Annotated in this window: 17 protein-coding genes; 12 read left to right on the top strand and 5 right to left on the bottom strand. The window is 64.4% G+C overall.

The genetic code is table 11. The features are described from left to right. The first annotated feature begins 58 nt into the window (after positions 1–58). From hflK to AC1RUK_RS07105, 4 genes are all read left to right on the top strand, one after another. Complete coding sequence (gene hflK / locus AC1RUK_RS07090) at positions 59–1,171, top strand: FtsH protease activity modulator HflK (protein WP_481836194.1); 1,113 nt, start codon at positions 59–61, stop codon at positions 1,169–1,171. Continuing rightward, positions 1,171–2,121, top strand: coding sequence for a protease modulator HflC (hflC, locus tag AC1RUK_RS07095; RefSeq protein ID WP_436172422.1), 951 nt, complete (start codon positions 1,171–1,173; stop codon positions 2,119–2,121). Before hflK ends, hflC begins: the two co-directional genes overlap by 1 nt. Positions 2,122–2,127: 6 nt before the next feature. Further along, the gene (locus AC1RUK_RS07100; protein ID WP_006204937.1) at positions 2,128–2,313 is read left to right on the top strand and encodes a DUF2065 domain-containing protein; all 186 of its coding nucleotides are present in this window, start codon (positions 2,128–2,130) and stop codon (positions 2,311–2,313) included. A 160-nt stretch (positions 2,314–2,473) separates the two neighbouring features. Further along, on the top strand, positions 2,474–3,991 hold the full coding sequence (locus AC1RUK_RS07105; RefSeq protein WP_436172421.1) for a DegQ family serine endoprotease: 1,518 nt from the start codon (positions 2,474–2,476) through the stop codon (positions 3,989–3,991). A gap of 47 nt (positions 3,992–4,038) precedes the next feature. Here the strand turns inward: AC1RUK_RS07105 and AC1RUK_RS07110 are convergent, their stop codons facing one another. Together AC1RUK_RS07110 and serB are read right to left on the bottom strand one after the other, a co-directional pair. After that, on the bottom strand, positions 4,039–4,611 hold the full coding sequence (locus AC1RUK_RS07110) for a GNAT family N-acetyltransferase (protein WP_481836193.1): 573 nt from the start codon (positions 4,609–4,611) through the stop codon (positions 4,039–4,041). A gap of 143 nt (positions 4,612–4,754) precedes the next feature. Beyond that, on the bottom strand, positions 4,755–5,642 hold the full coding sequence (serB, locus tag AC1RUK_RS07115) for a phosphoserine phosphatase SerB (protein WP_481836192.1): 888 nt from the start codon (positions 5,640–5,642) through the stop codon (positions 4,755–4,757). Here serB and miaA point away from each other — a divergent pair. Both miaA and AC1RUK_RS07125 read left to right on the top strand, forming a co-directional pair. Continuing rightward, the gene (gene miaA, locus AC1RUK_RS07120; protein WP_481839556.1) at positions 5,632–6,600 is read left to right on the top strand and encodes a tRNA (adenosine(37)-N6)-dimethylallyltransferase MiaA; all 969 of its coding nucleotides are present in this window, start codon (positions 5,632–5,634) and stop codon (positions 6,598–6,600) included. The two genes, serB and miaA, sit on opposite strands and share 11 nt — an antisense overlap. A gap of 130 nt (positions 6,601–6,730) precedes the next feature. After that, positions 6,731–7,522 (top strand): GGDEF domain-containing protein, encoded by a 792-nt coding sequence (locus AC1RUK_RS07125; RefSeq protein WP_481836191.1) that lies wholly within the window; start codon positions 6,731–6,733, stop codon positions 7,520–7,522. Between the two features lie 189 nt (positions 7,523–7,711). Here AC1RUK_RS07125 and AC1RUK_RS07130 read toward each other — a convergent pair whose 3' ends face one another. Then, on the bottom strand, positions 7,712–9,544 hold the full coding sequence (locus AC1RUK_RS07130; RefSeq protein ID WP_481836190.1) for an ATP-binding protein: 1,833 nt from the start codon (positions 9,542–9,544) through the stop codon (positions 7,712–7,714). A gap of 153 nt (positions 9,545–9,697) precedes the next feature. On the opposite strand from AC1RUK_RS07130, the gene AC1RUK_RS07135 reads away from it, so the two are divergent. The 3 genes from AC1RUK_RS07135 (at position 9,698) to AC1RUK_RS07145 (ending at position 11,172) form a co-directional block, all read left to right on the top strand. Further along, complete coding sequence (locus AC1RUK_RS07135) at positions 9,698–10,264, top strand: helix-turn-helix domain-containing protein (protein ID WP_481836189.1); 567 nt, start codon at positions 9,698–9,700, stop codon at positions 10,262–10,264. A 4-nt stretch (positions 10,265–10,268) separates the two neighbouring features. Continuing rightward, complete coding sequence (locus tag AC1RUK_RS07140) at positions 10,269–10,577, top strand: hypothetical protein (RefSeq protein WP_481836188.1); 309 nt, start codon at positions 10,269–10,271, stop codon at positions 10,575–10,577. A gap of 67 nt (positions 10,578–10,644) precedes the next feature. Beyond that, positions 10,645–11,172, top strand: a complete 528-nt coding sequence (locus AC1RUK_RS07145; RefSeq protein WP_481836187.1) for a GNAT family N-acetyltransferase — start codon at positions 10,645–10,647, stop codon at positions 11,170–11,172. A 2-nt stretch (positions 11,173–11,174) separates the two neighbouring features. Here the strand turns inward: AC1RUK_RS07145 and AC1RUK_RS07150 are convergent, their stop codons facing one another. Continuing rightward, entirely contained in the window at positions 11,175–12,056 is an 882-nt protein-coding gene (locus tag AC1RUK_RS07150; protein ID WP_481836186.1) for a LysR family transcriptional regulator, read from the bottom strand. A gap of 104 nt (positions 12,057–12,160) precedes the next feature. On the opposite strand from AC1RUK_RS07150, the gene tmpA reads away from it, so the two are divergent. Beyond that, entirely contained in the window at positions 12,161–13,312 is a 1,152-nt protein-coding gene (gene tmpA, locus AC1RUK_RS07155) for a 2-trimethylaminoethylphosphonate dioxygenase (protein WP_481836185.1), read from the top strand. Then, a complete protein-coding gene (gene tmpB / locus AC1RUK_RS07160; protein WP_481836184.1) occupies positions 13,309–13,893 on the top strand; it encodes a (R)-1-hydroxy-2-trimethylaminoethylphosphonate oxygenase in 585 nt (194 codons plus the stop codon). Before tmpA ends, tmpB begins: the two co-directional genes overlap by 4 nt. Before the next feature lie 8 nt (positions 13,894–13,901). On the opposite strand, the gene AC1RUK_RS07165 is transcribed toward tmpB, so the two are convergent. Further along, positions 13,902–14,264, bottom strand: a complete 363-nt coding sequence (locus AC1RUK_RS07165; protein ID WP_481840209.1) for a hypothetical protein — start codon at positions 14,262–14,264, stop codon at positions 13,902–13,904. A 348-nt stretch (positions 14,265–14,612) separates the two neighbouring features. Between AC1RUK_RS07165 and AC1RUK_RS07170 the strand changes: the two genes are divergently transcribed. Then, complete coding sequence (locus tag AC1RUK_RS07170) at positions 14,613–15,773, top strand: PcfJ domain-containing protein (RefSeq protein WP_481836182.1); 1,161 nt, start codon at positions 14,613–14,615, stop codon at positions 15,771–15,773. The last annotated feature ends 58 nt before the right edge of the window (positions 15,774–15,831 follow it).

Consider the following 15,831-nt stretch of genomic DNA (forward strand, 5'->3'; position numbering starts at 1 on the left):
AATATTGGATTTGCGCCGTCAGGCCGGTGCCGAGGGAATTCCAAGCGAAAGGACATTCATGCCCTGGAACGACAAGAGCGGTGGCGGCGGCCCATGGGGTGGCGGCGGCAATCAGGGACCCTGGGGGCAGGGACCCAAGGGACCGAGCGGCCCGCAAGGGTCACCTCCCGATCTGGAAGACATCATCCGGCGCGGCCAGGACAGATTGCGGCGGGCCTTGCCAGGCGGCGGCGGCGCCAGCCCGGCCGTATTCGCGCTGATCGCCGCGGCACTTGTCGTGCTGTGGGCGTTCAAGGCGGTCTATACTGTGCAGCCGGATGAGGTCGCGGTCGAACTGCGCTTCGGCAAGCCGAAGACTGAGCTTTCCCAGCCCGGCCTGCATTTCCATTGGTGGCCTGTCGAAACGGTCGAGACCGCCAACATCGCCGAGCAGCTCGTCGATATCGGCGGCGGCGGCGCGACGAGTGGCAACACGTCCGGGCTGATGCTTACCGGCGATCAGAACATCGTCAACGTGCAGTTCTCGGTGGCCTACCAGGTCTCGGATCCGAGGGCGTATCTGTTCGACGTCTCCGATCCGGACGGCATGCTGCGCCAGGTGGCCGAAAGCGCCATGCGCGAGGCCGTCGGCCGCCGGCCGGCCCAGGACATTTTCCGCGACGACCGCCAGGGTATTGCCGCATCGGTGCGCGAGATCATCCAGACGACGCTGGACGGCTACAAAGCCGGCCTCAACGTCAACGCTATTTCGATCGAGGATGCCGCGCCACCGCGCGAGGTGGCCGATGCCTTCGACGAGGTGCAGCGCGCCGAGCAGGACGAGGACAAGTTCGTCGAGCAGGCCAACCAATATTCCAACCAGAAGCTCGGCCAGGCGCGCGGCGAGGCAGCCCAGATCCGCGAAGACGCGGCCGCCTACAAGAACCGTGTCGTGCAGGAGGCCGAAGGCGAGGCGCAGCGCTTCATCTCGGTCTATGACGAATATGCCAAGGCGCCGGAGGTGACGCGCAAGCGGCTCTACCTGGAAACGATGGAGAGGGTGCTGAAGGATTCGAACAAGGTCATCGTCGAGCAGGGCAACGGGCAGGGGGTCGTTCCCTACCTGCCGCTGCCGGCACTGCAGCAGAAGGCGCCGGCTCCCCTTGGCGCCACGACGGGAGGAACCCAGTGATGGCCAACCGTCTCCCCATCATCGCCGTCGTCGCGGCAGTCATCCTGTTCCTGCTCTATTCGTCGGTTTTCGTGGTCAATGCGCGCCAGCAGGCGCTCGTGCTGAGGTTCGGCGAGATCGTCGACGTCAAGAATGAACCGGGCATCTATTTCAAGGCGCCGTTCGCCTTCTTCGATGCCGACAGCGTGCAGCTGATCGAGAACCGTGTGCTGCGCTTCGATCTCGACAACATCCGCGTCCAGGTGTCGGGCGGCAAGTTCTACGAGGTCGACGCCTTCATCGCCTATCGCATCTCGGACCCGCGTGTGTTCCGTGCGGCGGTTTCGGGTCAGATCGAACTGGCCGAGGCACGGCTGCGGACGCGTCTCGATGCAGCACTTCGCCGTGTCTACGGTCTGCGCGATTTCGAAGCGGCGCTCTCGGAAGAGCGCGCCGTGATGATGCGCGAGGTGCGCGATCAGCTGCGGCCCGACGCCACGTCGCTCGGCCTGCAGATCGAGGATGTGCGCATTCGCCGGACCGATCTGACCGCCGAGGTTTCGCAGCAGACCTTCGACCGCATGAAGGCCGAACGCCTGGCCGAAGCCGAGCGGCTGAGGGCGCGAGGCAATGAGGCGGCACAGCGCATCAAGGCCCGCGCCGACCGCGAAGTGGTCGAGATCGTCGCCGAGGCGCAGAAGGAATCGGAAATCCTGCGCGGCGAGGGCGAAGCCCAGCGCAGCGCGACCTTCGCGGCAGCCTACCAGCGTGATCCGGCCTTCTTCGATTTCTACCGCTCGATGAATGCCTATGGTACGGCGCTGGACAACACCGGCACGACGATGGTGCTGTCGCCGGAATCCGAGTTCTTCCGCTACTTCCGCGATCCGAGCAGCAAGGAAGCACCGGCGACGCCAACGGCGCCGCAACCAGCGCCCGCGCCGGCGGCGCAGCCAGGCACCGGCCAGTAACGGCCGGTGCAGGATTTTCTGGCAGCCATAGGTCTGGTCCTCGTTGTCGAGGGCCTGATCTATGGCGGCTTTCCGAACCTCGCCAAGAGACTGGCCGGCGAGGTGCTGTCGATGCCCGAGAATGCGCTGCGCATAGCCGGGCTGGCAGCGATTGCCATCGGCGTCGGCATCGTCTGGCTGGTGCGCGGCTGACGATGGCCATAGGTGTCGGGGAAATGAGTCCCGGCGTAACGGAGGATTTATCCTCAGCCGATAGTCATAGCCGCAAACGTGCCGTATTTCTTGCCAACATGACGCGACGCGGCGTTTTTGCGGAAGCGCTCTACTTTTCAGAAACACCCGGAGGCCCTCGATGACAACCAAGACCGTTCTGCGCGCTGCGAGGCGGACATTTGTCGCCGGCGCCGCCGCGCTTCTCGTCGGCTCGCTTGCCGTCCCGTCTTTCGTGACGCCGACGATCGCCGCCGACGGACCGGCTTCGGTCGCCGACCTGGCCCAGGGGCTGCTTGGCGCGGTGGTCAACATCTCGACGTCGCAGACGGTGAAAGGCTCGGAAGGACCGGGCGCGGTGCCGATGCCGCAATTGCCAGAAGGCTCACCCTTCCAGGATTTCTTCGACGACTTCTTCAAGAACCGCGGCGGCGACAAGGATGGTGGCGCCCAGAAGGTGCAGTCGCTGGGCTCGGGCTTCGTGATCGACGCCGAGCAGGGCATCGTCGTGACCAACAACCACGTCATCGCCGATGCCGACGATATCGAGGTGAATTTCTCCGACGGCGTGACGCTGAAGGCGACGCTGGTCGGCACCGACACCAAGACCGACGTCGCAGTGCTGAAGGTCGATCCGAAGGGCCACAAGCTGACGGCTGTGAAGTTCGGCGATTCCACCAAGATGCGGGTCGGCGACTGGGTGATGGCGATCGGCAATCCGTTCGGCCTCGGCGGCACGGTGACGGTCGGCATCGTCTCGGCGCGCAACCGCGACATCAATTCCGGCCCCTATGACGACTTCATCCAGACCGACGCCGCCATCAATCGCGGCAATTCCGGCGGACCGCTGTTCAACAGCGTCGGCGAGGTCATCGGCATCAACACGGCGATCATCTCGCCATCGGGCGGCTCGATCGGCATCGGCTTCTCCATTCCCGCGCAGCTCGCCTCGGGTGTCGTCGACCAGCTTCGCCAGTTCGGCGAGACGCGGCGCGGCTGGCTCGGTGTGCGCATCCAGCCGGTGACGGACGACATTGCCGAAAGCCTCGGCATGGCGACCGCCAAGGGCGCGCTGGTGGCCGGCGTCATCAAGGGCGGACCGGTCGACAACGGCACCATCCTGGCCGGCGACGTCATCATCAAGTTCGACGGCAAGGACATCAACGAGATGCGCGACCTGCCGCGCGTCGTCGCCGAAAGCCCGGTCGGCAAGGCGGTCGACGTTATCATCGTGCGCAAGGGCGTCGAGCAGACAGTGAAGGTCACGCTCGGCCGGCTCGAGGATGGCGAGAAGCTGGCCAGCGGCGAAGACGGCAACACCGATCCGGGCAGTGGTGACGACAAGGCGCCTGCGGTTTCGACGGCGTCCGTGCTCGGCATGACCATCGGCGAGCTGAACGACGAGACGCGGACGAAATTCGGCATCGCCGCCGATGTGACGGGGGTCGTCATCACCGACGTCACCAAGGATTCGGCCGCGGCCGAACGCGGCATCCAGCCCGGCGAGGTGATCACCGAGATCGCGCAGGAATCCGTCGCGACCCCGAAGGACGTCATGGATCGGATCGGCGCGCTTAAGGAGCAGGGCCGCAAGAACGCGCTCTTGATGCTGGCGTCGAAGACCGGTGAGTTGCGGTTCGTGACGATCCGGATGGATTGAGTCCGGAAAAGCCAGCAATAGTCTGATTTGAAAAAGAAAAAGGGCGGCTAACGAGCCGCCCTTTTTTGTGCCTGCCAGTCTTGGCGCGACAGCCTGTAGAGGACGTGCCGCTTGAGCTGAGGGTGGCTCTCCGGAATGCCTGGATGATCGAAGTCGCTTGATGGGTCGGCGTGCATGCCGAGGCGTTTCATGACGGCGGTGGAGCGATGGTTGTTGGCCACGGCGAAGGAGACGATCTCCTCGAGATCAAGCGTTTCGAAGCCATAGGCGAGCCAGGCCTCGGCCGCCTCTGTGACATAGCCCTTGCCCCAGAATTCGGGCGCCAGCCGCCAGCCGATCTCTATCGTGCCGGCCGGCAGGGAGGGCACATGATCGGTGTCGAGGAGGCCGACAAAGCCGATGCACTCGCCGGTGGCCGCGATCTCGGCTGCGGAGAAACCGTAACCATCCTCCGCGATCCAGTCCCTGAATTCGTCCATCTTGGCATCCGCCGCCGCACGGTCGCGCCGAAACGGAAAGAACTCCATGACGTGTTCGTCGGAGTTGATGCGGTGGAACAGCGCGCGGTCGCGCTCCTCCCAGTTGCGCAGGATCAGGCGCTCGGTGCGCATCGGTTTCATTTGAGACCTCTTGATAATTCTACTCCGACGGACATCTGACGCAGCTTTCTGCGCTTCCGGTGCTCACGGACTCAAATGTCCGCTCCGCTCCGGTTCTCGACAGCCGCGCCACCTGTCTCGCCGGAGCGAATTCTTAAGAGGTCTCACAAGACAAACTCATCTTGCCGGTAGCCCTGCAGATAGAGCAGCGCGGTGAGGTCGGCATGATCGATGCGGACCTTGGCCTCCGCCGCTACGGTGGGCTTGGCGTGCAGGGCGACGCCGGTGCCGGCGAGGCGGATCATGTCGAGGTCGTTGGCGCCGTCGCCGACGGCGATGGCATCGGCCGGCGTCAGGCCGAGACGGGCGGCAGTTTCGAGCAGCGCTTCAGCCTTGGCGGCGCGGCCGAGGATCGGCTCGGCGACGAGCCCCATGAAGTGGCCGTTCTCCTCGATCAGCCGGTTGGCGCGGTTTTCCTGGAAGCCGAGCATGGCGGCGATGCGGCTGGTGAAGACATCGAAGCCGCCGGAGACCAACGCGGTCCAGGCGCCGTTGGCGCGCATGGTCTGGACAAGCGCGCGCCCGCCGGAAGCCAGCGTCAGCCGGTTGGCGATGATGCGGTCGACGACCGCCGTGTCGAGACCCTTCAGCAGGCTTACGCGCTCGCGCAAGGCTGGCTCGAAGGCGATCTCGCCGTTCATCGACCGCGCCGTGATCGCCGCGACGCGATCCTTGACGCCGATCTCTTCGGCCAGTTCGTCGATGCATTCCTGGTCGATCATGGTCGAATCCATGTCGGCCAGCAGGATCTTCTTGCGCCTGCCGTCGGCCGGTTGGACGATCACGTCGACCGGCTCCGAGGCCAAAGCGAGGCGCAGGCCGGCGGCTACTTCAGCGGCCTCGGCGGTATTCGGCAAAACGAGATCGCAGGCGATGTCTTCGGCCAGCCAGTGAACAGCGCTTGCGCCGACCGAGTGTGAGGCCATATTCGCAAGCGTGGCCGACACGGCGCGGCCTTCGGGATGGGATACAAGCGTGGCGATCAGCGGCATCGTAAATTCCGGCGGGCAGGCGGGCGAGGGCCGAGTGAAGAACGCGATCCTGATAGCCGGGCCGACCGCCAGCGGCAAGTCGGCGCTTGCGCTCGATCTCGCCGAACGCAGTGGCGGCGTCATCGTCAACACGGATTCCATGCAGGGTTATTCCGTGCTTGACGTGCTGACGGCACGCCCGAGTGCTGCCGAGCTCGCCCGCGTACCGCATTTTCTCTACGGCCATGTTCATCCATCCGTCGCCTATTCCACCGGCGCCTGGCTGCGCGACGTGACGAAGCTGATCGAGGACGGCACGTTCTCCGAACGGCCGGACGGAACGTTCTCCGAACGGCCGGTGATTTTCGTCGGCGGCACCGGGCTTTACTTCAGGGCGCTTGCGGAAGGGATTTCGGATATGCCCGAGATTCCGCCAGCGATCCGCGACCGCTGGCGTTACGAATTGAAGGAGCAGGGCGCGGCCAGGCTGCACAGCATCCTGCTGCGCGAGGATTCGGCGGTCGCAATGCAGCTGAAACCGACCGACAGCCAGCGCATCGTGCGGGCGCTGGAAGTGCTTGACGCATCGGGCCGCTCCATTGCGGAATGGCAGGCGGCGCGCGGCCGGCCGCTGATCGACCGCGACAGCGCGCGCTTCATGGTGATCGAGCCGGACCGGGCGGAACTGGTCGAGCGGATCGAGGCGCGGTTCGACCGGATGCTGGACAGGGGTGCGCTGGACGAGGTCAAGCGGCTGGTGGCTCTCGGCCTCGATCCGGATCTCCCGGCGATGAAGGCGATCGGCGTTCGCGAACTGCAGGCGGCAATGGCCGGGCAGATGGGTTTTCCCGAGGCGATCGAGCGCGCCAAGATCGCGACGCGGCAATATGCCAAGCGTCAGGCGACCTGGTTTCGGCATCAGCTGGGGCCAGAATGGCAACGATTGCATCCGTCCGATGGCGCGGCGCTCCCAGTTTGATGCCGTGTTCCCAATGCAATCAGAAAACTGAAAACAAAACCGGAGTTTCCCGCCCAGGTTGTTCTGATTAACCCTCCGTAAGGCGGCGGCATGTCATAAAGTCGATGGGCAGTTTTGCTACGGGGAGCAAATGCGTTTCCATAAGGCGGAATCCGCATTTTTCGTGTTTATTTTCGTGATCCTGGCCGCCGGCCTGGTGACGCTGCACGCCTATGGTCTTCTGCAAGGCATCGCGACCGACCTGGATGCGGCCTCGCGCATCGAAAAGATCGTCTATCTCAACAAGTTGTTGTTTGCGACCGGCGTGCTTCTGGCAACGGCGCTGTTCTTCGGCGTCTTCTTTATCTACCCGATGATCCGCGGTCAGGCGACGGAAGAAGGCAAGCTGCGCGCCATGACGGTCTCGCTCAGCGCGCGCTCGGAGACGCTGGAGCACGCGGCGCTCACTGACGGCCTGACCGGCATGCAGAACCGCCGCTATTTCGACGATGCGCTGAAGGAATATCTCGAGGAGTTCGGCCGTATCGAGAAACCGGTCGGACTGATGATCCTCGACCTCGACCACTTCAAGCAGGTCAACGACACGCATGGCCACGATGTCGGCGACGAAGTGCTGAAGGCGGTCGCCGGTTGCCTGAAGGGCATGACCCGCTATCACGACGTGGTGGCGCGGCTCGGCGGCGAGGAGTTCGCCGTTGTCACGCCGAACATGGACGCCGAACTGCTCTCCAAATTCGCCGAACGCATCCGCAAGGCGATCGCCAATATGTCGGTGCTATCAGGCAATGTCCGCCTGAAGATTACCACCAGCGTCGGCCTTGCCGTCTGGGACCGCAAGGAAACGGCCGAGGATTTCTACCGCCGCGCCGACCGCCAGCTCTACGAAGCCAAGAGGCAGGGACGCAATCGCGTCTGCGCCTAAAATCCCGAAGAGGAATTCATGAGGCCGGCCGACTGACGCAGCTTTCTCGACTTCCGGTGCTCTCCGCTCCGGGTTCTCGAAAGCCACGTCATTCGATCCGGCCTGATGAATTCCCTTTCGGGATTTACCCACGCTTGCCAACGAAGCTGAGCTCGTTCAGCTTAAATCCGTTCAGCAAAAGCCGTTGGCTCAATCGTTCTGCGGGCGCAGGCCGAACGTCGACGGCTTGAGGCCGTAGCGCAGGTCGAAATCGTCGTCCGGCTGCATGCGCGGGGTGGTGGCCGGCTTGCGGTAGTCGGGGTCGCCGGCCTGGCGGCCGCTATCGACGACCTCGGCGAAGGCCATCTGCTGCTGCGGTTTCGGCACGTTGCGCAGCCGTTCGACGATCGCCGCGAGATCGACGTCGTCGCCGGTCTCGGACGTCGAGGCCTGCTCGCGCTTGCCCGTGCCGGGGATCAGATCCTGTGGCAGTTTTTCGAATTTCAGCCGCATCGTCGTCGCCACGCCCTCGCCGAAGGCGATTGCCTCGCGCTGGCCCATGGAAGACAGGAAGGCGAGCGTCGAGGCCGAGGAATCGGCGATCGCCGAACGGATGATCGCCTGGTCCTGCTCATTGGCGAGCCGCATGGCGAAGAAGGTCGAGCATTGCGACAGGATGGTGGGATCGAGTTCGCCCGGACGCTGGGTGACGACGCCGAGATAGCAGCCGTATTTGCGGCCTTCCTTGGCGATGCGCGACAGCGCGTGCCTGGTCGGCGCAAAGCCGAGGCGCGGATCGGCTGGCATGTAGCGGTGCGCCTCCTCGCACAGCAGCAGCAGCTGCAGCTTGCCTTCACTCCACAAAGCGAGGTCGAAGGCCAGACGCGCCAGAACCGAGCAGACGGAGTTGACCACTTCTGACGGCATGCCGGCCATCTCGAAGCAGGTCACCGGGCGGCCATGGTGCGGCACGCGGAAGATGTTGCCGATCGTCTCGTGGATCGTGTCCTCGATCAGGCGCGAGTTGAACATGAATCGGTAGCGCGGATCGGACGCCGCCGATTCGATGCGCGTCTTCAGCGATTTGAGGATTGGGCGGTCGTTCTTGCTTTCCAGCATGCCAATGCGCTCGTCGATCTGCTTGATGAGATCGACGATACGGTAGGGCACCGGCGTATCGGCGGTCAGCGCGTCGCTGCCGCGCCTCAGATAGGTGCCAGAACCCGGATTGCGATAGAGGTTCTTGGCGGCGGGGATGAGATCGCGCAAGGCATCGACTTCTTCCGCCACCGTCTCACGGCCGCGAAACAGCACCTCGGCGAATTCCTCGAGCCTGAACATCCAGAAGGGCAGGTCCAGCGTCTTCGAATCGACCCTGACGCAATGTTCGGGCAGCGAGGCGGCAAACTCGTTGTGCGGGTCGAGAATGAGGATGCGCAGGTCAGGCCGGGCGGCGATCGACTTGCGCAAGAGCAGCGAGACGGCAGTGGATTTGCCGACGCCGGTGGTGCCGACAATGGCGAAGTGGCGCGCCAGCGTGTCGTCGATGGCGATGTTGGCGTCGATCGCCTCGTCCTGCGACAGCGTGCCGATGGTGATCGAATGACGCCCGGCGAGATCGTACACCGCCTGCAGGTCGCGACTGCGGATGCGGTGGGCGATGGCGCCGATATGCGGATAGGTGGTGATACCGCGATCGAAGACCGGCTTGGCGCCTGGCTCGGTGGCATCGCGCACTTCGCCGATGAGCTCGATGCTGACCTCGATCGGGTTCTGGCCCTCATTGCTCCAGGCGCGGTCCGACTTGCCGATTTCATAGACAAGGCCGACGGTTCGCGTCGAGCCGAGATTGATCGAGATCATCTTGCCGACCGTCCACAGGCCGGTGATCGCGCCTTCAATGTCGTCGGCATAGGCACTGATGGTGGCGCGCGCGCCGTCGCATTGCACGACGTTGCCCAGGATGCGCTTGTCGTTCTGTTCCGCGTGGCGGCGCTCCTGCGAGGTCGGTTCTCCGACGGAGGCTTCGCGTTCGACAAACATAAGCGGTCTGATCCCCATTCCCAGCAACATCCACCCTACACAAATGGGGTTAAAGCCGGGTGAGGTCGGATGGTGTAGGCGGCGTTAAGGCTGGCACGAAAATTCAATCTATCGGCCTCTTTTCCTCACGGTTGATTTCGGTATATTGAACGAATGAATGATATAGCGAACGATATTTCCTCCAGCATCGGCAAAAGGATACGCTCCGAAAGGGCCCTGCGCGACTGGTCGCTGGCGGAACTGGCGGAGCGGTCGGACGTCTCCAAAGCCATGCTCAGCACCATAGAGCGCGGCAAGACCAGCCCGACCGCGGCACTGCTGGTGCGCATCGCCGCGGCCTTCGGCATGACGCTTTCCGCGCTCATTGCGCGTGCGGAACTGCAAGGCGGCGGCCTGTTGCGCGAAAGCGAGCAGCCGGTATGGCGCGACCCCGATACGGGTTATGTCCGGCGCCACCTCTCGCCGGTATCGGACATGCCGCTCGAACTGATCAAGGTGCGGCTGCCGGCCGGTGCCAGGGTCAGCTTCCCGGCAGCGTCCTATGCCTTCATCAAGCAGCAGATCTGGCTGATCGGCGGGCGGCTCGATTTCACCGAAGGTGACGTCGTGCACAATCTGCAGCCCGGTGACTGCCTGGCGCTCGGCGCGCCGTCCGACTGCACCTTCCACGCCTCGGGACCGGAGGCAGCCGACTATGTGGTTGCGCTGGTCAGGGGGTGATCGCGTGGCTCGACGTCCCAAGCGCTCCGACAATGGCGGGCCGCCGCTCGACGACTATGACGGCCCGCCTTGGGGTAAGGGCGATGCCTTTGTTTTCCTCGCCTGGCAGGCAGCCCATGCGAAAGCCTGGAAAGCGCCGAGCCGCGAAATCATGCTGATGCGGCTGGACAAGGCCGAGCGGCTCGGTCTGACCTATGAGGAGTACACGCTCGAAATCCTCGAGCGCGGCCGGCACCTGCAGGAGGAGGATACCGAGCGCATCGCCGAGATCCGCCGGGCGCGGAAGCGAAGGCGCTTCAACCACTTCGAATGACGGCGACCTCGAACAGCTATCTCGCCACGCCTCCGAACAATCGCTACTTGAGGGATACGTCACAGCTATGAGCCCCATCGAAATCAAGGTTCTGAGCCATGGCGCGAAAACCCTGAAAATGCTTGCTGACATGCTGGTCCAAACGGTTGCCGCCGGCGGGTCGGTCAGCTTCATGCATCCGCTGGCCCGACAGGCGGCGGAGGCGTTCTGGGACCAGTCCCTTGGGGCGGCGGCGCGCGGCGAAAGGGCTGTGCTGGGCGCGTGGGATGACAAAACTCTGGTCGGCACCGTCACCTTGCTGCTCGACTTTCCTCCCAACCAGCCGCACCGGGCCGAGATCGCCAAGCTGATGACCCGGCTCGCCCATCGCGGCAAGGGCGTGGCGACCCACTTGATGCGGGCCGCGGAGGACCTTGCTATTGAGAAGGGCCGGACCCTGCTGGTGCTGGACACGGCGACCGAGGAAGGCGCTTCCGGTCTCTATGAGAAACTCGGGTTCACGCTCGCCGGCGAAATCCCGGACTTTGCCTTGAAACCGCATGGCGGTCTGACCGGCACGCTTATCTACTGGAAGCGCATCGGCGGGCCGCGCTGACTTTACGTCGACGCCGCGTCGGCGAGGCGCGACAAAAGCCACTGCCGGAAGTCTTGTTCGGCGCGCGTCAGCGGTGCGGCCGACGCTCGCGTCAGGAAATGCCCAGAGCTGCTCGAGAGTTCGAAGTCGGAGAGCCTCACCAGATGCTTGCTGGCGAGTGCGGCGTCGATCAATGGTCGCGAACCCAGCAGCACGCCGGCACCAGCCCTGGCTGCCTCCATGGCGGCGACGAAACTGTCGAAGCGATGCGAGCGCCTGGGGTGCCCCGGCACGCCGGCGGCGGCGAACCATTCCGCCCACATTTCACGTGCTCCAGCGACCAGAAGCAGCGGCAGCGAGGTCCAGTCGGCATTGCCGGCGAGGGCCGGGGAGGCCACCGGCACCAGCCGCTCGATGGTCAGCCTGTCGGCTTCGCGGCCGGGAAAGGCGCCGTTGCCGAAGCGAATGTCGAGCGCCAGGCCCGGCTGATCGTAATCCGTCGGCCGATGGATCGTCACCATGTCGAGCTGGATCTGTGGAAGCGCCTTCGCGAGATCGGGTAGCGAAGGCACCAACACCAGCAGCGCAAAGGAGATCGGCACCCGGACGGTGACGGTCTGAATTGCGCGCGGCTCGAACAGTTCCCGTGTGCTGTTGCCGATGGTGGCGAATGCCGACTGGATGTGGGGCAGGTAGGCAGCGCCCTCCGGCGAAAGGGCGACGCCACGGGCGAGCCGTGAAAACAGCCGGACCTTCAATCGTTCCTCGAGAGACCGGATGTGCTGGCTGACGGCCGCCTGTGTCAGGCCAAGCTCGGTCGCCGCGGCCGTAAAATTCGACAGCCGCGCCGCCGCCTCGAAACTGCGCAGCCAATCGAGAGGGGGCAAAGTCGGAGTTCGAGCCATTAGCTTTCTATGGTCATTGGCCAAAAAATCATAATTTGAATTATGCCTGTCAGGCGGCCAGCATGCAATCGAACCCTGCGGATCAAGCAATAGGAACGGGATACATGCTGACCCACGCGCTCATCGGCGACGAAGGAAGAACGATCGAACTTGGCTGGGAAGACGGGACGCGCACCCGCTTTCACGCAGTATGGCTGCGCGACAATGCACTCGACGACAAGACGCGTAGCGCCGGCAACGGCCAACGACTGATCACCATTCTCGACATTCCGGCCGATACGCGCATCGGCACGGCTCAGATCAAGCCCGGTGCCCTGGAGCTCAGCTTCGCGCCCGAAGGAAAGGCGGTCAGCTTTCCCGCGGAATGGCTTGGCGCGCACGCCTACGACCGCGTCGAGCTGCGCAAAGGGGGCTGGACGAGCGATGCGGTCGAGCGCTGGACCAAGGCCACCATGCAGGCTTCGGTGCCGCGCGCCAACTACGCCGCCGCCAACCATGATCGCCAAACCCTGCGCGAATGGCTTTCGGCTGTGAGGCGCTTCGGCTTTGCGGTGATGGACGGGGTGCCCACAGAATCCGGTGCACTGTGCAAAGTGTCCGATCTGTTCGGCTATATCAGGGAGACCAATTACGGCCGCTGGTTCGAGGTGCGCGCCGAGGTCAATCCGAGCAACCTGGCCTACACCAATCTCGGCCTTCAGGCGCACACCGACAATCCCTATCGCGATCCGGTGCCGACGCTGCAGATCCTGGCCTGCATCGAGAACACGGTGGAGGGCGGCGAGTCCAGCGTCGTCGATGGCTTCGCGGTCGCCGAGGCACTGCAGAGCGAGGACCCGGAAGGGTTCCGCCTGCTGAGCTCCTATCCGGCGCGCTTCGAATATGCCGGCTCGTCGGGCGTGCGGCTGCAGGCCAAGCGGCCGATGATCGAGCTTGGACCCGATGGCGAACTGCTCTGTATTCGCTTCAACAACCGCTCGCTGGCGCCGACGGTCGACGTGCCCTTCGCCGAGATGGGCAAATACTATGCGGCCTATCGCCGGTTCGCCGAACTGATCGAGGATCCCCGTTTCGAAGTGACGTTCAAGCTCGAAGCCGGGCAGGCCTTCATCGTCGACAACACCCGCGTCATGCATGCGCGCAAGGCGTTTTCCGGCACCGGCAAGCGCTGGCTGCAAGGCTGTTACGCAGACAAGGACGGCCTGCTGTCGACGCTTGCGGCGATCGAACACGGGTTCAGGGAGGCGGCGGAATGAGCGGCCAGGACCTGAACGCGGACAACATTGTCGAGTTCATCGCTGACATTTTTGAACGCCGGGGCGCCGAATCCTATCTCGGCGAGCCGGTGACGATGGCCGAGCATATGCTGCAAGGGGCGTGGCTCGCCGAGCAGGACGGCGCACCTGACGTCCTGGTGGCGGCCGCGCTGCTGCACGACATCGGCCACTACACCAGCGAGTTCGGCACCTACTCGCCCGACGATGTCGAGGACAAGCACCATGACGAGGCCGGCGGCGAAGTGCTGGCGCCGTTCTTCCCGCCGGTGATCGTCGAATGCGTCAGGCTGCACGTCTCGGCCAAGCGCTATCTCTGCGCCACCGATCCGACCTATTTCGGCAAGCTCTCGCAGGCCTCCGTCCACACGCTGTCGCTGCAGGGTGGGCCGATGAGCGCCGAGGAGCTGGCGGAGTTCCGCAAGAACCCGTTCCACGAAGAAGCGGTGCGCGTCCGCATCTGGGATGAGGGCGGCAAGGTCGCCAACATGAAGACACGGACCTTTCGCGATTACGTGCCGCTACTGCAGCGGGTCGTCCGCGAGTTCCGTGATCGCGACTGACGCAACCCTCACTGGAGAAGACAGCCCATGTGCTTCTGCTTCGACGGCGAAAACGCGGTGACTGCATACCGGCCGGATGACTGCCGCGAGCGCCTGCCGGCCGCAAGCGATCGCGTCTCGCTGCCGATCGCTTCCGCGGCGAGCCCGGCCGGCTCGCCGGTTCGTTCGAACCCATCGATGGCAAGCACGTTCGCCGTCTTGCTGTTGCGCTTGTTCCGATGTATTAGCCGCGCCCAATATGCGGCCTTCCTTTTCATTTGCCGCACCGTATCGACCACACTTTTGATGGAGGCGACGATGAGATCTTGTTCACACGTTTTGCGCCTCCGCGGCGGACGGTCGGCTGGCTCGCGCCACAGCGGGTTCCCCACTTCCTGACAATCTGACGACCGGCGCGCTGCGATGCGGGGTCATCGTCTGTACGCGGTTCGCCGTGTCGTAACGTTCCATCCAAACGGTGGGGAGCCGAGAGTTCTCCGCCGACGATGGCGGCTGCTCATAGGCCTGAGATGCGCTTTCGCAACACCCTCTCAGCCCATTGTAAACATTGAAGGAATGGCTCTTGCGTCGAGTTCGCTGCGAGCGTAGAGACGCCGCCCATTCCTAACCCGTCTTCCTGAAAGGAGACCCGTCAATGTCCCGGCAATCCAGATCGACACAGACCGTGCCGACGCTGGAATTGCGTGCGGCTGACAGGGTTCCAATCAGGAAGAACGGCCATGGCAAAGTCCATGATCCAGCGCAGGCAGGACGCCGAGCGCGAGCGCATCGAAGCATATGCCGCAACGCTGCGTCGGGTTTCCCACGTCGCGCGTCCCGCTCCGGATTTCGAGCGGGCGCTTGATGAGGCGCGCCGGGGCTTTGCCGGCGTCGCTATCCGCGATGGCGCGCTGTGGCGTCCGAAGCTGAAGACGCGCGACCGCGCGCGCCTGCGGCTGGCCGCGGCGCGCCATCTCTATGCGCGCTACCCGGTCTCGGTCGCGCTCGAGGCCGTCTGGCTGGACGCTTCGGGGCTGGATGCCAACGAGGTCGCGCTCCGCAAGGCCTGGTATGTCGCGGTCGCGCGTGGCGACTCGCTCTACAAGGCGGGCGCCAATGCGTGGCTGTCGCGCAAGGAGGTGCATTGCTTCCTGAACGCGGCCGGCGATTTCACCTTCGACGAGGCGTTCTGGTTGGCGATCGTGCGGTCCTACACGGATGATCCCGGGTTGGCAGCCCGCCTTGCGCGGACCAAGATCGCGCGCACGCCGCGCGGCGAGCTGGCCTTCTGGCGCGAGGTGACGCGGTTCTTCTGCGGGCATCCGGCGTCGAAGGAGGAGATCGACGATCTCTGCGACTACATAGGCGCCATGCACCAGCGCGACGCCGCCTACAGCCTGAAGGGCCGCACGCTCGCCTCGCTGCGCCGGCAGATGTTGGAATGGCACCGCGACATTGCCGCGATCGAACGCATAGAGGCAATGCGCCGCCGCGCTGCCGGGCGGGCTCCACGTACTGCCGGACCGCAGTCGGAGAGCCGCGCCTGGGACGGCTCGCGTCTCGAGGACTGGGAGTGGAAGCCGTCGGCCAAGGAGGCGAAGGCGCATGGCGAACGCTTCTTCGTTCGCCAGCTGAAGACGGCCGAGGATCTGGTTGCCGAGAGCCGGGCGATGCATCACTGCGTCTCGATGTACGCGGCGAAATGCATCGCCGGCAATGCCTCGATCTGGGTGCTGCGGCGCACGGCGCTCGGCAAGATCGAGCGGCTGCTGACGATCGAGCTCGACCCGCAAAACTGTGCGGTGCAGGTGCGCGGTTTCGGCAATCGCGTCGCCACGCCGGAGGAGCGCAAGATCGTCGAGCGCTGGGCCAAGGCCAGGGGCGTGGTGCTCAGGGCCTGAAAACGGAAGACCCCGCGCGGCGGAAACGCCGCGCGGGGTACGCCTCTTTGTGGGTAGC

The sequence above is a fragment of the Mesorhizobium monacense genome (genome assembly GCF_056781675.1).

Coding starts and splice junctions, on each gene's coding strand:
- hflK (WP_481836194.1), top strand. CDS start 59: ATGCCCTGGAACGACAAGAGCGGTGGCGGCGGCCCATGGGGTGGCGGC.
- hflC (WP_436172422.1), top strand. CDS start 1,171: ATGGCCAACCGTCTCCCCATCATCGCCGTCGTCGCGGCAGTCATCCTG.
- AC1RUK_RS07105 (WP_436172421.1), top strand. CDS start 2,474: ATGACAACCAAGACCGTTCTGCGCGCTGCGAGGCGGACATTTGTCGCC.
- AC1RUK_RS07110 (WP_481836193.1), bottom strand. CDS start 4,611: ATGAAACCGATGCGCACCGAGCGCCTGATCCTGCGCAACTGGGAGGAG.
- serB (WP_481836192.1), bottom strand. CDS start 5,642: ATGCCGCTGATCGCCACGCTTGTATCCCATCCCGAAGGCCGCGCCGTG.
- AC1RUK_RS07125 (WP_481836191.1), top strand. CDS start 6,731: ATGCGTTTCCATAAGGCGGAATCCGCATTTTTCGTGTTTATTTTCGTG.
- AC1RUK_RS07130 (WP_481836190.1), bottom strand. CDS start 9,544: ATGTTTGTCGAACGCGAAGCCTCCGTCGGAGAACCGACCTCGCAGGAG.
- AC1RUK_RS07135 (WP_481836189.1), top strand. CDS start 9,698: ATGAATGATATAGCGAACGATATTTCCTCCAGCATCGGCAAAAGGATA.
- AC1RUK_RS07145 (WP_481836187.1), top strand. CDS start 10,645: ATGAGCCCCATCGAAATCAAGGTTCTGAGCCATGGCGCGAAAACCCTG.
- AC1RUK_RS07150 (WP_481836186.1), bottom strand. CDS start 12,056: ATGGCTCGAACTCCGACTTTGCCCCCTCTCGATTGGCTGCGCAGTTTC.
- tmpA (WP_481836185.1), top strand. CDS start 12,161: ATGCTGACCCACGCGCTCATCGGCGACGAAGGAAGAACGATCGAACTT.
- tmpB (WP_481836184.1), top strand. CDS start 13,309: ATGAGCGGCCAGGACCTGAACGCGGACAACATTGTCGAGTTCATCGCT.
- AC1RUK_RS07170 (WP_481836182.1), top strand. CDS start 14,613: ATGGCAAAGTCCATGATCCAGCGCAGGCAGGACGCCGAGCGCGAGCGC.